Source organism: Thioreductor micantisoli, assembly GCF_055392745.1.
The window spans coordinates 1,040,286-1,056,665 of sequence record NZ_AP043760.1 but is presented as its reverse complement, the minus strand read 5'-3'; the positions used below and the strand labels follow the sequence as shown (position 1 = coordinate 1,056,665).

Genomic DNA, 16,380 nt, shown 5'->3' with positions numbered 1-16,380 from the left:
GAATTTATGTAGGAGTTCATTGGCATTTTGATATAATTAAGTATTATTATATCTAGTGTAGAAGTTATAGTTATATATTTATTAAAATTAAAAGTAAGTGAGAATATTATATGAATTTAGATAATTTAACACAAGAATTTTTTAATTGGATTCTTTCTTATCCTCCAGATACTATTTTTTTTGTAATTGTAGGGGTTTTATTTATCGCTTCTGTATTAGAATCACTTCCTTTTACAGGTATGATTTTTCCATCAGAAAGTTTAACTATATTTTTTGGAATACTTTCTTTTAAAGGTGTTGTAAATATAAATATTTTAATAATAGTAACTTATATTGGAATATTATTAGGGGATATTATTGGTTATTATATTGGTAAAAAGGTGGGAGAGGAATTTTTGAGAAAACATTCTAAAAAATTAAAAATAGATGAAAAAAAATATAATAAAATGAAAGAATTACTTGATGATAATTTATTTAAAGCTCTTTTTATTGGTAGGTCAAATGGTTTTACTAGATGGATAACTCCATTTTTAGCAGGGGCAAATGGTATTAAAATAGATAAATTTATTTTAGTAAATATATTGACTGCGGCTTTTTGGGCACCAGCATTTTTACTTGGGGGTTATTATTTAGGTGATGCGTTTGAGATATATGGAAAATATTTTGGTATAAGTATTATAATTGTAACAATTATTGGATATATTTTTTATAAAATTTATAATAAAAAAGGGTTTTAATGATTAATAAAAACATAATAGCTATGGGATTTGTAAGTTTTTTTACAGATATGGCAAGTGCTATGGTAACTACAATTTTGCCAATTTATATAGTTTATATTCTTGGTCAAGGGGTTGATAAGTTAGGATATGTAATTGCCATTGCGACATTTGTTTCGTATGCTTTTAGATTTGTATTTGGATATTTGAGTGATAAATATCAAAAAGTGAAACTATTTTTAGTTATAGGATATTTTATTTCTGCTGTTACAAAGCCATTATTATATTTTGCTACTTCGTGGCAAAGTGTTGCGACTTTAAGAGCACTTGAGAGAATGGGAAAAGCAGTTAGAAGTGCTACAAAAGATACTTTAATTTCTTATTATGCACCAAAAGATGAAAGTGGTAAAAATTTTGGCTTTCATAAAATGATGGATATTGCAGGAGAAGTGGTAGGGGCTTTGATAGTTTTTTTTGTCCTTTTTTACTTAGGCAAAGAATTATATGTTTTTCAAAATATCTTTTTGGCAACTTTAATTCCTGGTATTATTGCCGTTTTAGTTTTATTGTTTTTCGTAAATGATGTGCCTTATAAAAAAAAGGAAAAAGAAATAAAAATTAATTTAAAAGATGATTATAGTCTGTTGCCAATTCTTTTAACTTATTTTGGAATAATGTTTTTTATGATGAGTGATAATTTTTATATAATCAAAGCAAAGGAGAGTGGAATTAGTATAGCTTATATTCCTTTGTTAGTTGTATTGCTTAATTTAACTCAAACAACACTTAGTTATTTTATAGGTTTAAAAATTGATAAAATAGGGGCTAAAAAAATTTTAAATATTAGTTTTATATTTGCTTTACTTTCACTTATTGCACTTTTTTATGGATTTGTGATTACAAGTTTTATTTTACTTGGAGTTTTTATTGTTTCAAGTTTAAATGCAATTAGAAGTTATATCTCACAAAATGCAGTTAATAAAAGTAGTGTTTTTGGATTTTTATATGCAGGAGTAGCTATTTTTTCTTCTCTTGGAGCTATTGTTATTGGAAATATTTGGCAATTTTATTCAGAAAAAGATGCTTTTATATTCTCTTTTATTGGAGTAAGTTTTGTTATAATTATAAATATAAAGGATTTTTTTGTTACAAGAAATAGTTAATTATTTAGTCTCTACAATTGGTAGTTTTGGTTATATTGGTATATTTTTACTTATGTTTTTAGAAAGTAGTTTTTTTCCTTTTCCAAGCGAAGTTGTGATGATACCTGCTGGATATTTAGCTTATAAAGGGGATATGAATTTATATTTAGTTCTATTTTGTGGAATTATTGGTAGTTTGAGTGGAGCTTGGTTTAATTATTTGTTAGCTAGTAATTTTGGAAGAAAATTTTTGTATAAAATTATATCAAATGAAAAAGTAAATAAATTGGAAATGTTTTTTGAAAAGCATGGACATATTTCTACTTTTACTGGAAGACTCATTCCAGGTATTAGACAATATATCTCTTTTCCAGCAGGACTTGCAAAAATGAATCCAATGAAATTTACTATTTATACGACATTAGGAGCGGGTATTTGGATATTGATTTTAACTTTTTTAGGTTATTTTTTAGGAGCAAATCAAGAATTAATTCATAAATATTTGAAAGAAATCACAATTATTGCATTTGTTTTTGTTATTATAATAATTATAATTTATATAAAGGTAAAAAATGGATAATATTATTAATTTTATAGTTGGCTTTGCTGATGATATAGGCTATATTGGTGTATATATCTATATGTTTTTAGTAGGGACTTTTATTCCAGTTCCAAGTGAACTTATATTAATTCCAAATGGCTATTTAGCTTCAGTTGGGGAAAAAAGTTATGTTTTAGTTATGTTATTTGCAAGTTTGGGAAGTTTAAGTGGTGCTTTGTTTAATTATCACTTTGCAAAATATTTGGTTAGAAAATATAGAGACAAACCTATAATCAAAAAAGTTACTAAATTTTTTGAAAAGCATGGAAAAATTTCTGTTTTTTTAGTGCCTTTGACTCCTGGATTTGGCCAATACATTTCACTTCCTGCTGGAATTTCTCATATGTCACTTAAATATTTTATACCTTTAACATTTACTGCAAATTTAATTTGGGTAAATTCTATACTTTTGATAGGCTATGTGTTGGGAGAAAAAGCAGACCATAAAGATGTTATTTATGTAAGTATTACACTTTTGGTATTTGTAATTATATCAGCAACTATTTATGTATTTAGGGAAATTAAAAAAGAAACTTAAGTGGCTGGGGTAGAAGGATTCGAACCTCCGGATGCATGGATCAAAACCATGTGCCTTACCGCTTGGCGATACCCCATTAAGTGAATAGAATTATACAAAAAAAAATAAAAGTTTGTCAAGAGTTTTTTGTAATTTGTTTTATAATATTTGCCCCAGCCTCTGTAATAATGATAGCTAAGATTACTAATAAACCACCTATTATTTGTTTTATAGTTAAAGTTTCTCCATATAAATATCCAAATATTGAAGCAGTTACTGGTTCCATAGCAAAAATAATAGCTGTTTTAGTGGGAGTTGTAAATTTTTGTGCAAAAGTTTGTACAAAAAAAGCAAAAACAGTTGCTACCAATACAGTAATTATAATAGCAAGAATAACTGTAAATGAAAAATGAATATTTGATGTATTTTCAAATGGTATAAAAATTAAACTAAATAAAGCTACAGTCAAAAATTGGAAAGTAACAAGAGTAAAAATATTATATTTTTTTGAGTATATATCTGTGAAATTTACATGAAAAGCATAAGAAATAGCACATATAATAACTAAAATAATAGGTAATGAAAAGGCAATTTTTCCTGTTGTTAAAAAATATATACCTGTAAATGATAATATAACTCCAATAATTGCATAGATTGATATTGATTTTTTGAATATAAAAAAAGCAATAATGGGAGTAAATACAACAAAAAGTCCAGTCAAAAAGGCAACTATATTTGAAGGTAAATAATATAAGCCTATAGTTTGAAATGCATATGCTACAAAGTTAAAAAATCCTAATACAAAAGCCGCGATTATCGATTCTTTATCAATTGATATTTTTTTATAAAATAGTATATACATTAGTAAAAATGATAAAAAAAATCTAATAAATAAAAAAGAAAAAGCTGGTAAATCAGCTAATGCTTTTTTTACTAGTATAAAAGTACTTCCCCATCCTATTGCTACAATTAGAAGTAAAAAATCTGCATTTTTTTTATTTACGAAATTAATACATACCACCTTTTTCTTTCATTCTTTTTTCTATTTTATGTCCCATAAATGAAAGTATAGATGTAAGCATTAAATATAATAATGCAACAGTAATCCATGTTTCAAATGGAGAAAATGTATTTGCTACAATCTCTCTACCTACTTTTGTTAAATCTGTAATAGATATAACAGATACCAATGAACTATCTTTGATTAATGATATAAGCTCTCCTATTAGTGCAGGTAATGCTTTTTTTAGAGCTTGTGGTAATATAATTAATCTCATTCTATCTACAGAATTAAGTCCTAATGATTTGGCAGCTTCATGTTGGCCTTTATCAACAGATTGAATAGCTCCTCTTAAAATTTCAGCAATATAAGATCCATAAAATATAGCTAAACTGATAACACCTGCCCAAAATCTTGGTAAATCAAATATTGTTGCTATTATGAAATAAAAAATAAAAAGTTGAACAAGTAATGGTGTACCTCTGATAATTGTGATATAAATACTTCCTATATAATCAAGTCCAGTTATTCCACTAAGTCTCATTATAGAAATAATAAATCCTAGAATTAATGCAATTAGCATTGCTATTACGGATAATTTTATTGTAACCCACATACCCATAATAAATGGTCCAGGTTTTAGTTTAGTTTTGTAAGCAAATTCATCATCTTGATATAAATAATCATTATTTTTAAATTCTAATTTATAACCTGAAATATCAAAAGTTTTTATGCTTTTATCCTCACATACTATTTTTGCTTTATTTTGTAAAATATGTAATGTTCCGTCACAAGGAGATGTTAGAGGTGTTTTTTGATGATATATGAAATATTTTGGCATCATATTCCATTTCCAACTATAGTTTATTTTGCTAACAGCATGATATAAAAACAGTCCGACTAAAAGATAAAAAAGAAAGGCTATTAAAAGTCCAATCTTTTTACTTTTGGTAAAAGATTTTTTCATTGAACTCTTTTTAACCAATCTGTATTTTTAAGCCATTTTTTGTAGATATGTTTATATGTACCATCATTTTTAATTTGTTTTAAAAAGTTGTTTAGCCAGTTTAAGAAATCAGGGTCTCCATGATTAATAGCAATACCAAGAGGTTCATAAGTCAAATCTTGATTTAGGAAAATAAGTCTTCCTTTTCCTTTTCCAGCCATAAATAGTTCATTATATGGTTTGTCATAAATAAATGCATCTGCTCTGTTATTTAATACTTCTTGAACGGCAGCACTTTCACTATCAAAAGTTTTTATTGTAGCTTTTTTGAACATTTTTCTTGCAGCTATTTCTCCTGTTACACCAAGTTTTGTAGTAATAATCATACCTGGCTTATCTAAATCTTTATAAGATTTTACATTTTTATGTTTTTTATTAACAAGCATTGTTTGACCAACTAAAAAGTATGGGTTAGTAAAGCTAACTTTTAAATTTCTTTGTTGAGTAATTGTCATACCTGACATAATCATATCACATTTTCCTGTAAGTAAAGCAGATATAATTCCATCCCATGCAGTTGGAACAAGTTTTAATTTAACATTCATATCTTTTGCCATTTTTTTAGCAATATCAATATCAAGTCCTATGATTCTGTTGTGTTTATCTCTCATTTCAAATGGAACATAACCAGGCTCTGTACAAACTCTAACTTCACCTTTTTGTGTTATAGAGTGAAGTGTTGAATGTTTCCATACATTAAAATCAGCAGCAAATACTAAGCTTGTTAGTGCTAAAACTGTTATGAGTAATTTTTTCATCTGTTTTCCTTTTTGTTTTTTTATTAATGGTGTAAAATTTCACTTAGAAATTTTTTTGCTCTGTCAGTTTTTGGATTATTGAAAAACTCTTCAGGAGTATCTTCTTCTAGTATTTTTCCTGCATCCATAAAAACTATTCTATCTCCAACTTCTCTTGCAAATCCCATTTCGTGAGTTACACAAACGATAGTATAGTTATCTTTTGCAAGTTCTTTCATAACATCTAATACTTCACCAATCATTTCAGGGTCAAGTGCAGAAGTGGGTTCATCAAATAAAATTATTTTAGGTTCCATTGCCAAAGTCCTAGCTATGGCAACTCTTTGTTTTTGACCACCACTTATTTCACTTGGATATTTGTGTGCGTGATGTGGAATTTTAACTCTTTGCAATAGTTGCATTGCTATATCTTTTGCATCTTTTTTACTTTTTTTCTTTACTTTAACCGGTGCTATTGTAATATTTTCTAATACGCTTAAATGTGGAAAAAGGTTGAAATGTTGAAATACCATTCCAACTTCTTGACGAACTTTATTTACATTTGTTTTTTTATCATATAAATCTTGTCCATCAACTATTAATTGGCCTTCTTCTATCTCTTCAAGTCTATTGATACATCTAATAAGTGTAGATTTACCACTACCACTTGGCCCACAAATAACTACAACTTCACCTTGTTTTACATTGAAATTTACATTTCTTAACGCATGATATTCTCCATACCATTTATTTATATCTTTCATTTCTATAATATTTTTATTTATAATATTTTTTTTCATTAATGTTCCTTATGCATTAAGTTGTTTTTCAACTTTTTTTTCTAAATGTTCTGAGAATTTACCCATACTAAAAGCAATACAAAAATATACAAATGCTACAAAAGTAAATATTTCAAAACTTAAATAAAGTCTATTATTTATAATCGTTGCAGCTCTAAAAAATTCTATAACGCCAATTGTATATGCTAATGATGTATCTTTAAATAGTGAGATAAATTGCGAAATAAGTGCCGGAATCATTTTTCTATATGCTTGAGGTAAAATGATTAAAATAAATATTTGTGTACTATTCATTCCAAGAGATTTAGCTGCTTCAAATTGCCCTTTGGGGATAGAATTAATTCCAGCTCTAATAATTTCAGCTACATAAGCACTTGTAAAAACAGTAAAAGCTATAATCGCTGCTACTGTTGGAGATACATGGGCCTGCGTGTGAAAAAACATCATAGAAAAAACTGGAATAGCAAAAAATACCCAAAAAATAACCATTAGTAATGGAATAGAACGAATAATTTCTATATATAATACAGCTGGAATTTTTATAATTTTTACAGAGCTCCATCTCATAATACCTAAAAGTGAGCCTATGAAAAAACTTAAAAAAATAGATACTATTGCTAATACAAATGTAAGAGCTAATCCTCCTATTTCTCCAGGTCTTCCAAAAAATAAAAATCTCATATTATCTTTTGTAAAAATTTCATTAAAATGAGTATCTGGATAAATAAAAACTTGAATAGTTTTTAAAATAGATACAATTAATATTGTATTAAATATAAAAAATTGAATTCTATGTTTTGAAAAATAATTTTCTATGTGTTTAAACATTTTTTACTCCTTTTGAAAACTTCATATCTATTAAATTCATTACAAATGAAGTAAAAAGAGTTAATATCATATATAAAATTGTTACAGCAGTGGCTGCTTCAAACCCTCTAAATGTTTCTGAATCAATTTGTTGTGTTGCAAATGTAAGTTCAGCAACTCCTAATGTCATAGCTAATGATGAATTTTTGATCAAATTTAAAAATTGATTTGTAATAGGCGGTATAATAATTTTTATTGCCTGAGGATATATAATAAACCACATCACTTGAAAAGAGTTCATTCCAAGAGACTGTGCTGCTTCTTTTTGTCCATTGGCAACTGCATTTATACCAGCTTTTACAACTTCTGCTATATAAGCACTTGTATATAAAACAAGAGCAATTAATGCAGAAAAAAAAGCATTTGTATCATTTAAATGTAAATAATCTCCCCATGTATTTAAAAATGGAAAAACATTTGTTAATGTAAATGTAAAATAAATAAAAAACATTTGAACAATTAGTGGAATATTTCTAAAACTTTCAACATAATAACTAGAAAATAGTGAAAGCCAAAAATTTTTTGAAGCTCTTCCAATTCCAATTAATGAACCTATGATAAAACTTAAAAATATACCAATAACTGAAAGTTTAATAGTGGTAAGTAGTCCCGTAATAAGTAAACCTTTATACTCAAGAAGAACACTCCAATCAAATTCATATCCCATTTTATTCCTTTATTTCCCGAAAAGGGGAAAATTATTTTGGCCAAACTTCTGGAAGTTTGTTTGGTTCTACTTCAAACCATTTTTTGTAAAGTTTTGCATAAGTACCATCGCTTACAGCATCTTGAAGTGCAAAGTTAACTGCATCTCTGAAATTTGATTGATTTTCTCTTATACCCATTCCGTAAGGTTCACTTGAAAATGTTCCACCAACAACTTTAAGTTTTCCATGAGAAGCTTTAGCTTGAGCCATACACCAAGTATAGTCAGTTGAAACTGCTACAACTTTTCCTCTTCTTAAAGCCATTACATCTTGTGGATATTCTTGAAGATATACAAGTTTTACATTTGGATTAACTCTTTTTAGGTTGTCTCCACTTGTAGCACCTTGAATTACTGCAACTCTTTTTCCTGATAAATCTTTATAAGATTTTACACTGCTGTTTGCAGGAATTAATAATGATTGACCATCAAAGAAGTAACTGATTGTAAAATCGATTGGTAAATCTCTTTTTACTTTATGAGTCATACTTGCAGCTGCAATATCAACTGTTCCACTTTGAACCATTGCGATTCTTGTTTTTGAAGTTACTTGAGTAAATTCAGGTTTCACACCTAATTTATTAGCTATATATTTAACTAAATCGATATCAAATCCAACAACTTGTCCTTTTGCATTAATGAATCCAAATGGTGGGAAATCATATTTTACACCAGCTTTTAATACACCTCTGTTTTGAACTGTTTTTAATAAATCATCAGCATTTGCTGAAGTTAAAAACATTCCTAACACTACTAAAAAAGCAAATAACTTTTTCATGTTTTCTCCTTGTTTTTTATTTCAGTAAGTAAAATTATAACATTTTTTAAGATAATTTTGTATTAATAATTGATTAAAATTTGTACATAATATGAAATTAAAAATTTTGTATTTTATAATATAAAATTTTGTTATAATTCTTTTAAAAAGGTTTTTTATGGAATTTTTTAAATTTTCACTAAATTCATCGATAAAATCTTCTTGGATTATTATAAAATTAGTAATACCTATTTATATACTTGCTGATATTTTATATTATTACAATACTTTATCGTATGTATCTTTTTTAGTAAAACCATTTACATCATTTTTGGGCTTACCACCGGAGGCTTCATTGTCTATTATAAGTGGTATGTTTTTGAATTTGTATGCAGCAGTGGCATTTGCAGCACCTTTGCATATGAGTGTAGTTCAGTGGAGTGTATTAGCTGTATTTTTGGGAATTTGTCACTCTTTAGTCGTAGAGAGTGCTATTATGAAAAAATTAGGTATTAGTACTTTATTTTCATATAGTTTACGATTTTTTGTGGGATTAATTGCGGCTTTCACGACATCTTTATTACCTAAATTTCTTTTTAGTAGTGCAATCTCTACTACTGATGTATTCCATAAAACAGAGTATCATTCATTAAGTAGTTTGTTATTTAATTCATTTGAAAATGCAGTTATATTATCAATCAAAATAATTATTCTTATTACTACTTTAATTTTTATTATGAATTTTATAAAAAATTTAAAGTTTATAAAAAATAGTAAAAAAAATATAAGTAAAAGTTTTTCTATAATAGTTGGGCTTTTTTTGGGTATTACTTATGGGGCAGGTATTTTAATTACGGAATCTTCACAACTAAAAAAACAAGATCTGTTTTTTATAGCAATTTTTTTGATGATTTGTCATGCCGTGGTAGAAGATACACTGTTATTTGTAATTTTTGGAGCTGATTTTACAGTTGTTTTGATGGTTAGGATTGTGTTTGCACTTATTTTTGCTTATGGACTTAGTAAGTTTTATTTCAAAAATAATAAAGATGATATAATTTCAAAAAAATAGGAGAATTTTATGAATGCGATTGATAGAGTAAAAAAAGCGATTGAAGAGATACAAAAAGGTAATATTATTATAATGGTTGATGATGAAGATAGAGAAAATGAGGGTGATTTAGTTTATGCAGGAGTTTTTTCTACACCTGAAAAGGTAAATTTCCTTGCAAAAGAAGCAAGAGGGCTTATTTGTGTAGCCGTTGATAAAGAAATTGCTAAGAAACTTGATTTGCAACCAATGGTAAATTCAAATACTTCAAGCTATGAAACTGCTTTTACAATTAGTGTAGATGCAAAAGAGTGTAAAACAGGAATTAGTGCATACGAAAGAAATTCAACAATAAAATTTCTTGCAAATCCAACTACAAAACCTTCAGATTTAGTTCGTCCTGGACATATTTTCCCATTAATTGCTAAAAAAGGTGGAACATTAGTTAGAACGGGACATACTGAGGGAAGTGTGGATATTTGTAAACTTGCAGGAGTTTTACCAACTGCTGTAATTTGTGAGATTATGAAAGATGATGGAACAATGGCAAGAAGAGATGATTTAGATGAATTTGCTAAAAAACATAATCTCCATATGGTTTATATTTCTGATATTGTAGAATATAGATTACAATTTGAATCACTTATTGAAAAAATTGATGAAAAAGATGTGGAAATTTCAGGTATAAAATTTAAGAAAATAACTTTCAAAGACCATCAAAATAATATTCATTATGTGTTAGCAAATGAGCCAAAATCTACTACAAATATAAAATTTTATCCAGTTATGAATAGTGTGGATTTTATAGAAAATTTAGATAACTTTAATAAAGTTAGCGAATATATTAAATACAATTCAGGAGTAATTGTATTTATTTCAAGTAGTGCAGAAGATAAACAAAAAGAGTTTGGAATAGGGGCTCAAATTTTGAAAAACTTGGGTATAAAAAAATTGTATTTGATTTCAAAAAGTGATATAAATAATTTTTATGGTCTTAAAGGCTTTGGATTAGAGATACTTGATACAATAAAGGTTTAAAATGATAAAAAGATATCCAACAAAAAAAATAAAAGTAGGTAATGTTGAGGTAGGAGGAGATGCTCCTATTAGTGTGCAATCAATGACATTTTCAAAAACAAAAGATATTGAAGCGACAGTAGAACAGATAAATAGACTCCATTTTGCTGGTGCTGATATGGTGAGAGTGGCGGTTTTGGATGAAGAAGATGCAAAAGCACTAAAAACTATAAAAGAGAGAACAAGCTTGCCTTTGATTGCTGATATTCATTTTAATTATAAATTAGGACTTATGGCCGCTGAAGTTGTGGATTGCTTGAGAATTAATCCTGGAAATATAGGAAGTAAAGATAAAATAAAAGCAGTTGTGAATGCTTGTAAAGAGAGGAATATTCCTATAAGAATAGGAGTAAATTCTGGAAGTTTAGAAGATCATCTTGAAAATAAATATGGACAAACTCCAAAAGCGATGGTAGAATCAGCACTTTTTCATATTAAATTTTTAGAAGATTTAGATTTTACAGATATAAAAGTTAGTTTAAAAGCTAGCGATATTTTTAGAACTGTAGAAGCATATAGAATGCTAAGACCTTTGGTTGATTATCCTTTTCATTTAGGAGTTACAGAAGCTGGGACAAAATTTCATGCAACAATTAAAAGTAGTATTGCTCTTGGAAGTTTATTGCTTGATGGAATAGGGGATACTATGAGAATCTCTATTACAGGAGAGCTTGAAGAAGAGATAAAAGTAGGTAAAGCAATTCTAAAAGATTTAGGGCTTATAAAAGATGGACTAAATATAATTTCTTGTCCGACTTGTGGAAGAATTGAAGTTAATTTGCCAAAAGCAGTAGCTGAGATTGAAGAGAGAACAAAACATATCAAAACTCCACTTAATGTAAGTGTAATGGGATGTGTGGTAAATGCTATTGGTGAAGCAAAAGAGGCTGATGTGGCTATTGCTTATGGAAAAGGTAGTGGTCTTATTATGAAAAAAGGTGAGATAATTGCAAAATTACCTGAAAATGAGTTAGTTGATAGATTTGTTTTAGAAGTTGAAAAAGAAGCCCAAAAACAAGAAAGTGAAGGATGAAAATGATGAGAAATTTTTTTAAGAGAGAGTTTACGCAAACACAAGTAATTTTATTTAGTGCTATTTATTTAGTTTTATTTGATAATTGGACTTTTTTTACGAGAAGTTATGAACATTTTCATAATGTTCCTTTTTTAATAGCTTTAGGTGTAGTTTTATTATCTGTAATAGTTTTGGTATTTACTCTTATTTCAAATAGATGGATTATCAAACCATTTTTAATCTTTATTTTTATAGCAAGTGCAGCTGCAAACTATTTTATGTATAATTATGGAACTTTACTTAATGATAAAATGATACAAAATATGCTAGAAACTGACACTAAAGAAATGGGGGGATTACTGAATTTAAATTTAATTATACAAATATTTATTTTAGGAGTTATTCCTTCTATTGTTTTATATTTTGTAAAGATAAAAAAAAGAAGTATAAAAAATGAATTAATTGCGAGATTTAAATATATATTTATTAGTTTTGTGGTGATTGTTGTAACATTTTTCCTATTTTCTAAAATATTTATTTCATTTTTTAGAGAACATAAAGTGTTAAGAGATTATACAAATCCAACTTATTATATTTATAATCTTGGAAAATATGTAAATGAAACTTATCTTAGAAAACCTTTACCATTTAAGAAAATAGGACTTGATGCTACAATTGAGCCAACAACAAAAAAACAAAAACTTTTTATATTTGTTTTGGGTGAAGCTGGAAGATATGATCATTTTGCATTAAATGGATATAAAAGAGATACAACACCGAATTTATTAAAAATTAAAGATTTGATAGATTATCCAAATTTACATTCTTGTGGGACTGAAACGGCAGTAAGTGTACCTTGTATGTTTTCTCCTTATGATAGAAGTAATTATTCAGATGCAAAAGCAAAATCAACTGAATCTGTAATAGATGTTTTAGGTCATGCAGGAGTGAATGTTTTATGGAGAGATAATGATTCCGGTTCTAAAAAAGTAGCAAGTAGAATTAAAGGATATGAAGATTATAATCATGATGATAATCCTAAATTTTGTAATGAAGGAGGATGTTATGATGATATTTTACTTAAAGGATTACAAAAAGAAGTTGATGATGTTAATAATTCAAAACCAATTTTCATAGTTCTTCATACTAAAGGAAGTCATGGGCCTAAATATTTTGAGAGATATCCAAAATCTTATCAAAAATGGGAGCCAATTTGTAAAACAAATCAGTTACAAGATTGTACAAGAAAACAAATTACAAATTCTTATGATGGGACAATACTTTACACAGATCATTTTTTAGATGAAGTTATTAAATTTTTGAAAAAAAATCAAAATAAATATGCAGTTGGAATGTTTTATGTTGCTGACCATGGTGAAAGTTTAGGAGAAAATGGTATTTATCTTCATGGACTTCCATATTGGATAGCTCCAGATGTTCAAAAACATCCAGCAGCAGTTGCTTGGTTTGGAAATGATTATGATATAAATAAAACTTGTGCTAAGAATTTAGCAAATAAACCTTATTCACACGATAATACTTTTAGTACTATTTTAGGTGTAATGGGAGTTAAAACAAAAGTTTATAATCCTAAAGAAGATATGTATAGACAATGTTATAAAAATAATTGAGAATGGAAAATGGAGAATTGAGAATTTTTAATAAGTTAAGTTTATGAATATTTGTTATTTCATTATCAATTTTCAATTATAAATTATTAATTAATTTGGTCTCCCCAACAGGAGTCGAACCTGTGACCTTCACCGATTATACATAATGCTTTTTAACCTCTTTAATAAGGGGTTTTGTTTTTCTAAAAAAGCAAGTGTGTCAAGAGTGTGCCTTAACTTACCATAATATTGTTTGCAATTCTAAGAGTTTTAGGTGTTACTTTTGTATATTGTGCATAAACATTTAAGGTCATTTTAGCCGTGCTATGACCTAACATATTTTGCACCCATTTTATATCAATACCTTCTCTAATCATTAAAGTTGCAAATGTGTGTCTTGTAGCATAGAGACTTTTGTATTTTATATTTATCTTTTTGAGTAATGGCTTAAAATGATAATCTATAATCGAAGCTGAATAACTAAAAGGCTTACCATACTTGCTTACAAATAAGAATTCATTTTTTCTTGGAGCATTTAAAAGTTCTTCTTTTACAAATTCAAGCATTGTAATTGTTCTATCATTACCTGTTTTTGTAGTCTCTTTTAAAAATCCATCTCTCATACTTCTTCTAACTTGTATTAGATTATTTTCAAAATCAATATCATACCATTTTAATGCTATTATTTCCCCAGTTCTCATTCCTGTTCCAAATGCTACAATTAAGAAAGTTTTTAGCCAGCCAGTAGCATTATCAAGCATAAGTTTCATTTCTTCTAGACTATATATTTCTCTTTTTTTGTTTTTCATTTTTACCACTTCAGCAAATTCAAAAGGATTCTTTTCTATTAAATCGTTTTGATATGCTTTTTTGAGTATCTTTTTAAGTAAAATTCTTGCTTTTTGAACTCTACTTGTAGATAAATGTTCTAAAAGTTTACTTTGCCAGTTTTCGACATCAATAACTTTTATATCTTTTAACTCAAAATTCTCAAAATATGGTAAAATATGAAGTCTAAAAAGAGATTGATAATTTCTGTAAGTTGCTTTCTCAACTTTATATTCAATACTCTCTACTACTAGCAAACCAAAATCTTTTAGATGTGTTTTAGGTTTTGGTTTTGGCTTATTAACTAACTTTAACAACTCATCTCTTGCATATTTTTTAATATAATTTATATTCTTTTTAGTATTTGGTAGTTTAGTGCTAATTCTGTATCTTTCACCTTCTACCATACCTTGAACATAAATAATATTATTCCTAATGTAATAATCTTTTCGCATTGTATTTCTCCTTGATTTTCATCGCAGAGACTTTTGCAACATATATTCTACCATTTTTTTTGAAATAGTCCCTACCTTCAAGTAAATTTCGAGTTACATATTTTCTTAATGTTTCCGATTTTACACATAATATTTCTGCTAAAGAACTCAAAGAGATTTCATTTGGGATAACAAAATCTTTTAAAAGTTCTATCTCATATTGGATTTTTAACAACATATTTTTAGCTTCTAAATCCATAATTTCTCCTTTTTATTTTGTTAATTTTGAGAGAGGAATTTCAACATATTCCTTTTCTCCATTTTTGTTTATTCCAACAAGTCTTGGTTTTAGCATCACTCTTTCTATATTTTGTTTAAAAATTTCAATTCTGCTTAATCTCTCATCTAGTTCATCTCTTGTTTTTTTCAGTCCGTTATACATTTCGCCCACTTGATAAATTATTTCTAATGAGTTATTTATTAATAGAGCTTCTTTTTGAGAGATTTTTTCTTGGTCTTGTTCTTTTGTCAAAGTATTCAACGCTCTTACTAAATTTGCTTTTTTATTTTTAAGTTGGTAGTTTTTATCTTTTAGTTGCTGAATTAAACTTTCTTTTTCAAGTAGTTTTACTTCTGTTTCTCTGCTTCTGTAGTTTTGTTTTTTGTTGAAGTGATTGTATAGGACTTCAAAACACTCTTCTTGATATTTGATTAGTTTATCTTTGATTGCTGGATTTACACGATTTGGATTGATTGAGAATAGCCACCCGTTAAGTTTTTCAAATGGAATACAGAAAACTTCTTGCATTCCTCCTGCTGTTTGTGCTTTTACGAGTCTTGCTCCAAATGCTGGATTGCTTTTTAGTTTTTGATGTTGAAATTTAAAATCAATACCTAAATTTTTACAAATTATTTTTATTGATACCCAATGTTTACCATCCTCAATTACATCAATTATATCTTGATTAAATTTTACTTCTACTAACTTCATCTTTACCCCTTTGGTATAAATTTTGACTTTTCGAATAGAATTATAGTCAATAAATATAACTATGTCAAGTGATAAAGTATAAAATATATAATTTTATTATAATAAATAAGATAAATTATGACCTTTTAAAGGTATGGGAGTTATCTCCTATACCTTTATTCAGATAGCCATTCTTTGAGGGTTCTTTTAATTTGAGTAGCTTTTTCTAATTTTTGTTTTAATTGTAATGTTTCAATATAAAGTTCAATTGCTTTTTGAAGTGGTTCACTAACTTTGCCTGTTGAAGCAGCCATTTTAATAGCACTTTCACTATACCCAATCGCCGTGCCAAGTTGCTTATATGTCATTCCAAGTTCCTTACAAACTTTTTTGACTATGTTTTCGTTATTCATTGTTTCTCCTTAATGTGTTTGTTTATGCTATATTTATAATCGTTTGTCAAGAATTGTTTTACAATTATATATAAATTTGATGCATCTTTCCTTTTCTGTAAGATGATTTGTTACGATTTGTTACTGATTTCTC

The 16,380-nt window shown here is 27.3% G+C and carries 19 protein-coding genes and 1 tRNA gene; 8 read left to right on the top strand and 12 right to left on the bottom strand.

Going from position 1 to position 16,380, the window contains the following annotated elements:
* Positions 1-110 precede the first annotated feature (110 nt).
* From ACZ5OA_RS05675 to ACZ5OA_RS05660, 4 genes are read left to right on the top strand one after another with little or no spacing between them, the layout of a single operon-like run.
* Positions 111-737 (top strand): DedA family protein, encoded by a 627-nt coding sequence (locus ACZ5OA_RS05675; RefSeq protein WP_464906910.1) that lies wholly within the window; start codon positions 111-113, stop codon positions 735-737.
* Entirely contained in the window at positions 737-1,879 is a 1,143-nt protein-coding gene (locus tag ACZ5OA_RS05670; RefSeq protein ID WP_464906909.1) for an MFS transporter, read from the top strand. The genes ACZ5OA_RS05675 and ACZ5OA_RS05670 overlap by 1 nt, the downstream gene beginning before the upstream one ends.
* On the top strand, positions 1,860-2,438 hold the full coding sequence (locus ACZ5OA_RS05665; protein WP_464906908.1) for a DedA family protein: 579 nt from the start codon (positions 1,860-1,862) through the stop codon (positions 2,436-2,438). The genes ACZ5OA_RS05670 and ACZ5OA_RS05665 overlap by 20 nt, the downstream gene beginning before the upstream one ends.
* Positions 2,431-2,997 (top strand): DedA family protein, encoded by a 567-nt coding sequence (locus tag ACZ5OA_RS05660; protein ID WP_464906907.1) that lies wholly within the window; start codon positions 2,431-2,433, stop codon positions 2,995-2,997. The genes ACZ5OA_RS05665 and ACZ5OA_RS05660 overlap by 8 nt, the downstream gene beginning before the upstream one ends.
* A 1-nt stretch (position 2,998) precedes the next feature.
* Here ACZ5OA_RS05660 and ACZ5OA_RS05655 read toward each other — a convergent pair.
* From ACZ5OA_RS05655 to ACZ5OA_RS05620, 8 genes are all read right to left on the bottom strand, one after another.
* Positions 2,999-3,073, bottom strand: a tRNA-Gln gene (locus ACZ5OA_RS05655).
* 39 nt (positions 3,074-3,112) lie between these two features.
* Positions 3,113-3,997: a DMT family transporter gene (locus tag ACZ5OA_RS05650; RefSeq protein ID WP_464906906.1), complete on the bottom strand. Its 885-nt coding sequence runs from the start codon at positions 3,995-3,997 to the stop codon at positions 3,113-3,115.
* Positions 3,984-4,943, bottom strand: a complete 960-nt coding sequence (locus tag ACZ5OA_RS05645) for an amino acid ABC transporter permease (RefSeq protein ID WP_464906905.1) — start codon at positions 4,941-4,943, stop codon at positions 3,984-3,986. Before ACZ5OA_RS05645 ends, ACZ5OA_RS05650 begins: the two co-directional genes overlap by 14 nt.
* Entirely contained in the window at positions 4,940-5,740 is an 801-nt protein-coding gene (locus ACZ5OA_RS05640; protein ID WP_464906904.1) for a transporter substrate-binding domain-containing protein, read from the bottom strand. Before ACZ5OA_RS05640 ends, ACZ5OA_RS05645 begins: the two co-directional genes overlap by 4 nt.
* Positions 5,741-5,763: 23 nt before the next feature.
* Positions 5,764-6,519, bottom strand: coding sequence for an amino acid ABC transporter ATP-binding protein (locus tag ACZ5OA_RS05635; RefSeq protein ID WP_464906903.1), 756 nt, complete (start codon positions 6,517-6,519; stop codon positions 5,764-5,766).
* A gap of 9 nt (positions 6,520-6,528) precedes the next feature.
* A complete protein-coding gene (locus ACZ5OA_RS05630; RefSeq protein ID WP_464906902.1) occupies positions 6,529-7,347 on the bottom strand; it encodes an amino acid ABC transporter permease in 819 nt (272 codons plus the stop codon).
* A complete protein-coding gene (locus tag ACZ5OA_RS05625) occupies positions 7,340-8,053 on the bottom strand; it encodes an amino acid ABC transporter permease (protein ID WP_464906901.1) in 714 nt (237 codons plus the stop codon). The genes ACZ5OA_RS05630 and ACZ5OA_RS05625 overlap by 8 nt, the downstream gene beginning before the upstream one ends.
* 31 nt (positions 8,054-8,084) lie before the next feature.
* On the bottom strand, positions 8,085-8,870 hold the full coding sequence (locus tag ACZ5OA_RS05620; protein ID WP_464906900.1) for a transporter substrate-binding domain-containing protein: 786 nt from the start codon (positions 8,868-8,870) through the stop codon (positions 8,085-8,087).
* 157 nt (positions 8,871-9,027) lie between these two features.
* Here ACZ5OA_RS05620 and ACZ5OA_RS05615 point away from each other — a divergent pair, with 157 nt between their 5' ends.
* From ACZ5OA_RS05615 to ACZ5OA_RS05600, 4 genes are read left to right on the top strand one after another with little or no spacing between them, the layout of a single operon-like run.
* Complete coding sequence (locus ACZ5OA_RS05615) at positions 9,028-9,921, top strand: nucleoside recognition protein (RefSeq protein WP_464906899.1); 894 nt, start codon at positions 9,028-9,030, stop codon at positions 9,919-9,921.
* 9 nt (positions 9,922-9,930) lie between these two features.
* On the top strand, positions 9,931-10,938 hold the full coding sequence (locus ACZ5OA_RS05610) for a bifunctional 3,4-dihydroxy-2-butanone 4-phosphate synthase/GTP cyclohydrolase II (RefSeq protein WP_464906898.1): 1,008 nt from the start codon (positions 9,931-9,933) through the stop codon (positions 10,936-10,938).
* Between the two features lies 1 nt (position 10,939).
* Positions 10,940-12,010: a flavodoxin-dependent (E)-4-hydroxy-3-methylbut-2-enyl-diphosphate synthase gene (gene ispG, locus ACZ5OA_RS05605; RefSeq protein WP_464906897.1), complete on the top strand. Its 1,071-nt coding sequence runs from the start codon at positions 10,940-10,942 to the stop codon at positions 12,008-12,010.
* A gap of 2 nt (positions 12,011-12,012) precedes the next feature.
* Positions 12,013-13,623 (top strand): phosphoethanolamine transferase, encoded by a 1,611-nt coding sequence (locus ACZ5OA_RS05600; protein WP_464906896.1) that lies wholly within the window; start codon positions 12,013-12,015, stop codon positions 13,621-13,623.
* Between the two features lie 212 nt (positions 13,624-13,835).
* On the opposite strand, the gene ACZ5OA_RS05595 is transcribed toward ACZ5OA_RS05600, so the two are convergent.
* From ACZ5OA_RS05595 to ACZ5OA_RS05580, 4 genes are all read right to left on the bottom strand, one after another.
* Positions 13,836-14,885, bottom strand: coding sequence for a tyrosine-type recombinase/integrase (locus ACZ5OA_RS05595; protein WP_464906895.1), 1,050 nt, complete (start codon positions 14,883-14,885; stop codon positions 13,836-13,838).
* The gene (locus ACZ5OA_RS05590) at positions 14,863-15,123 is read right to left on the bottom strand and encodes a hypothetical protein (RefSeq protein WP_464906894.1); all 261 of its coding nucleotides are present in this window, start codon (positions 15,121-15,123) and stop codon (positions 14,863-14,865) included. The genes ACZ5OA_RS05595 and ACZ5OA_RS05590 overlap by 23 nt, the downstream gene beginning before the upstream one ends.
* A gap of 12 nt (positions 15,124-15,135) precedes the next feature.
* Complete coding sequence (locus tag ACZ5OA_RS05585) at positions 15,136-15,855, bottom strand: phage antirepressor N-terminal domain-containing protein (protein WP_464906893.1); 720 nt, start codon at positions 15,853-15,855, stop codon at positions 15,136-15,138.
* A gap of 155 nt (positions 15,856-16,010) precedes the next feature.
* Positions 16,011-16,247, bottom strand: a complete 237-nt coding sequence (locus ACZ5OA_RS05580; protein ID WP_464906892.1) for a transcriptional regulator — start codon at positions 16,245-16,247, stop codon at positions 16,011-16,013.
* Positions 16,248-16,380: the final 133 nt, after the last annotated feature.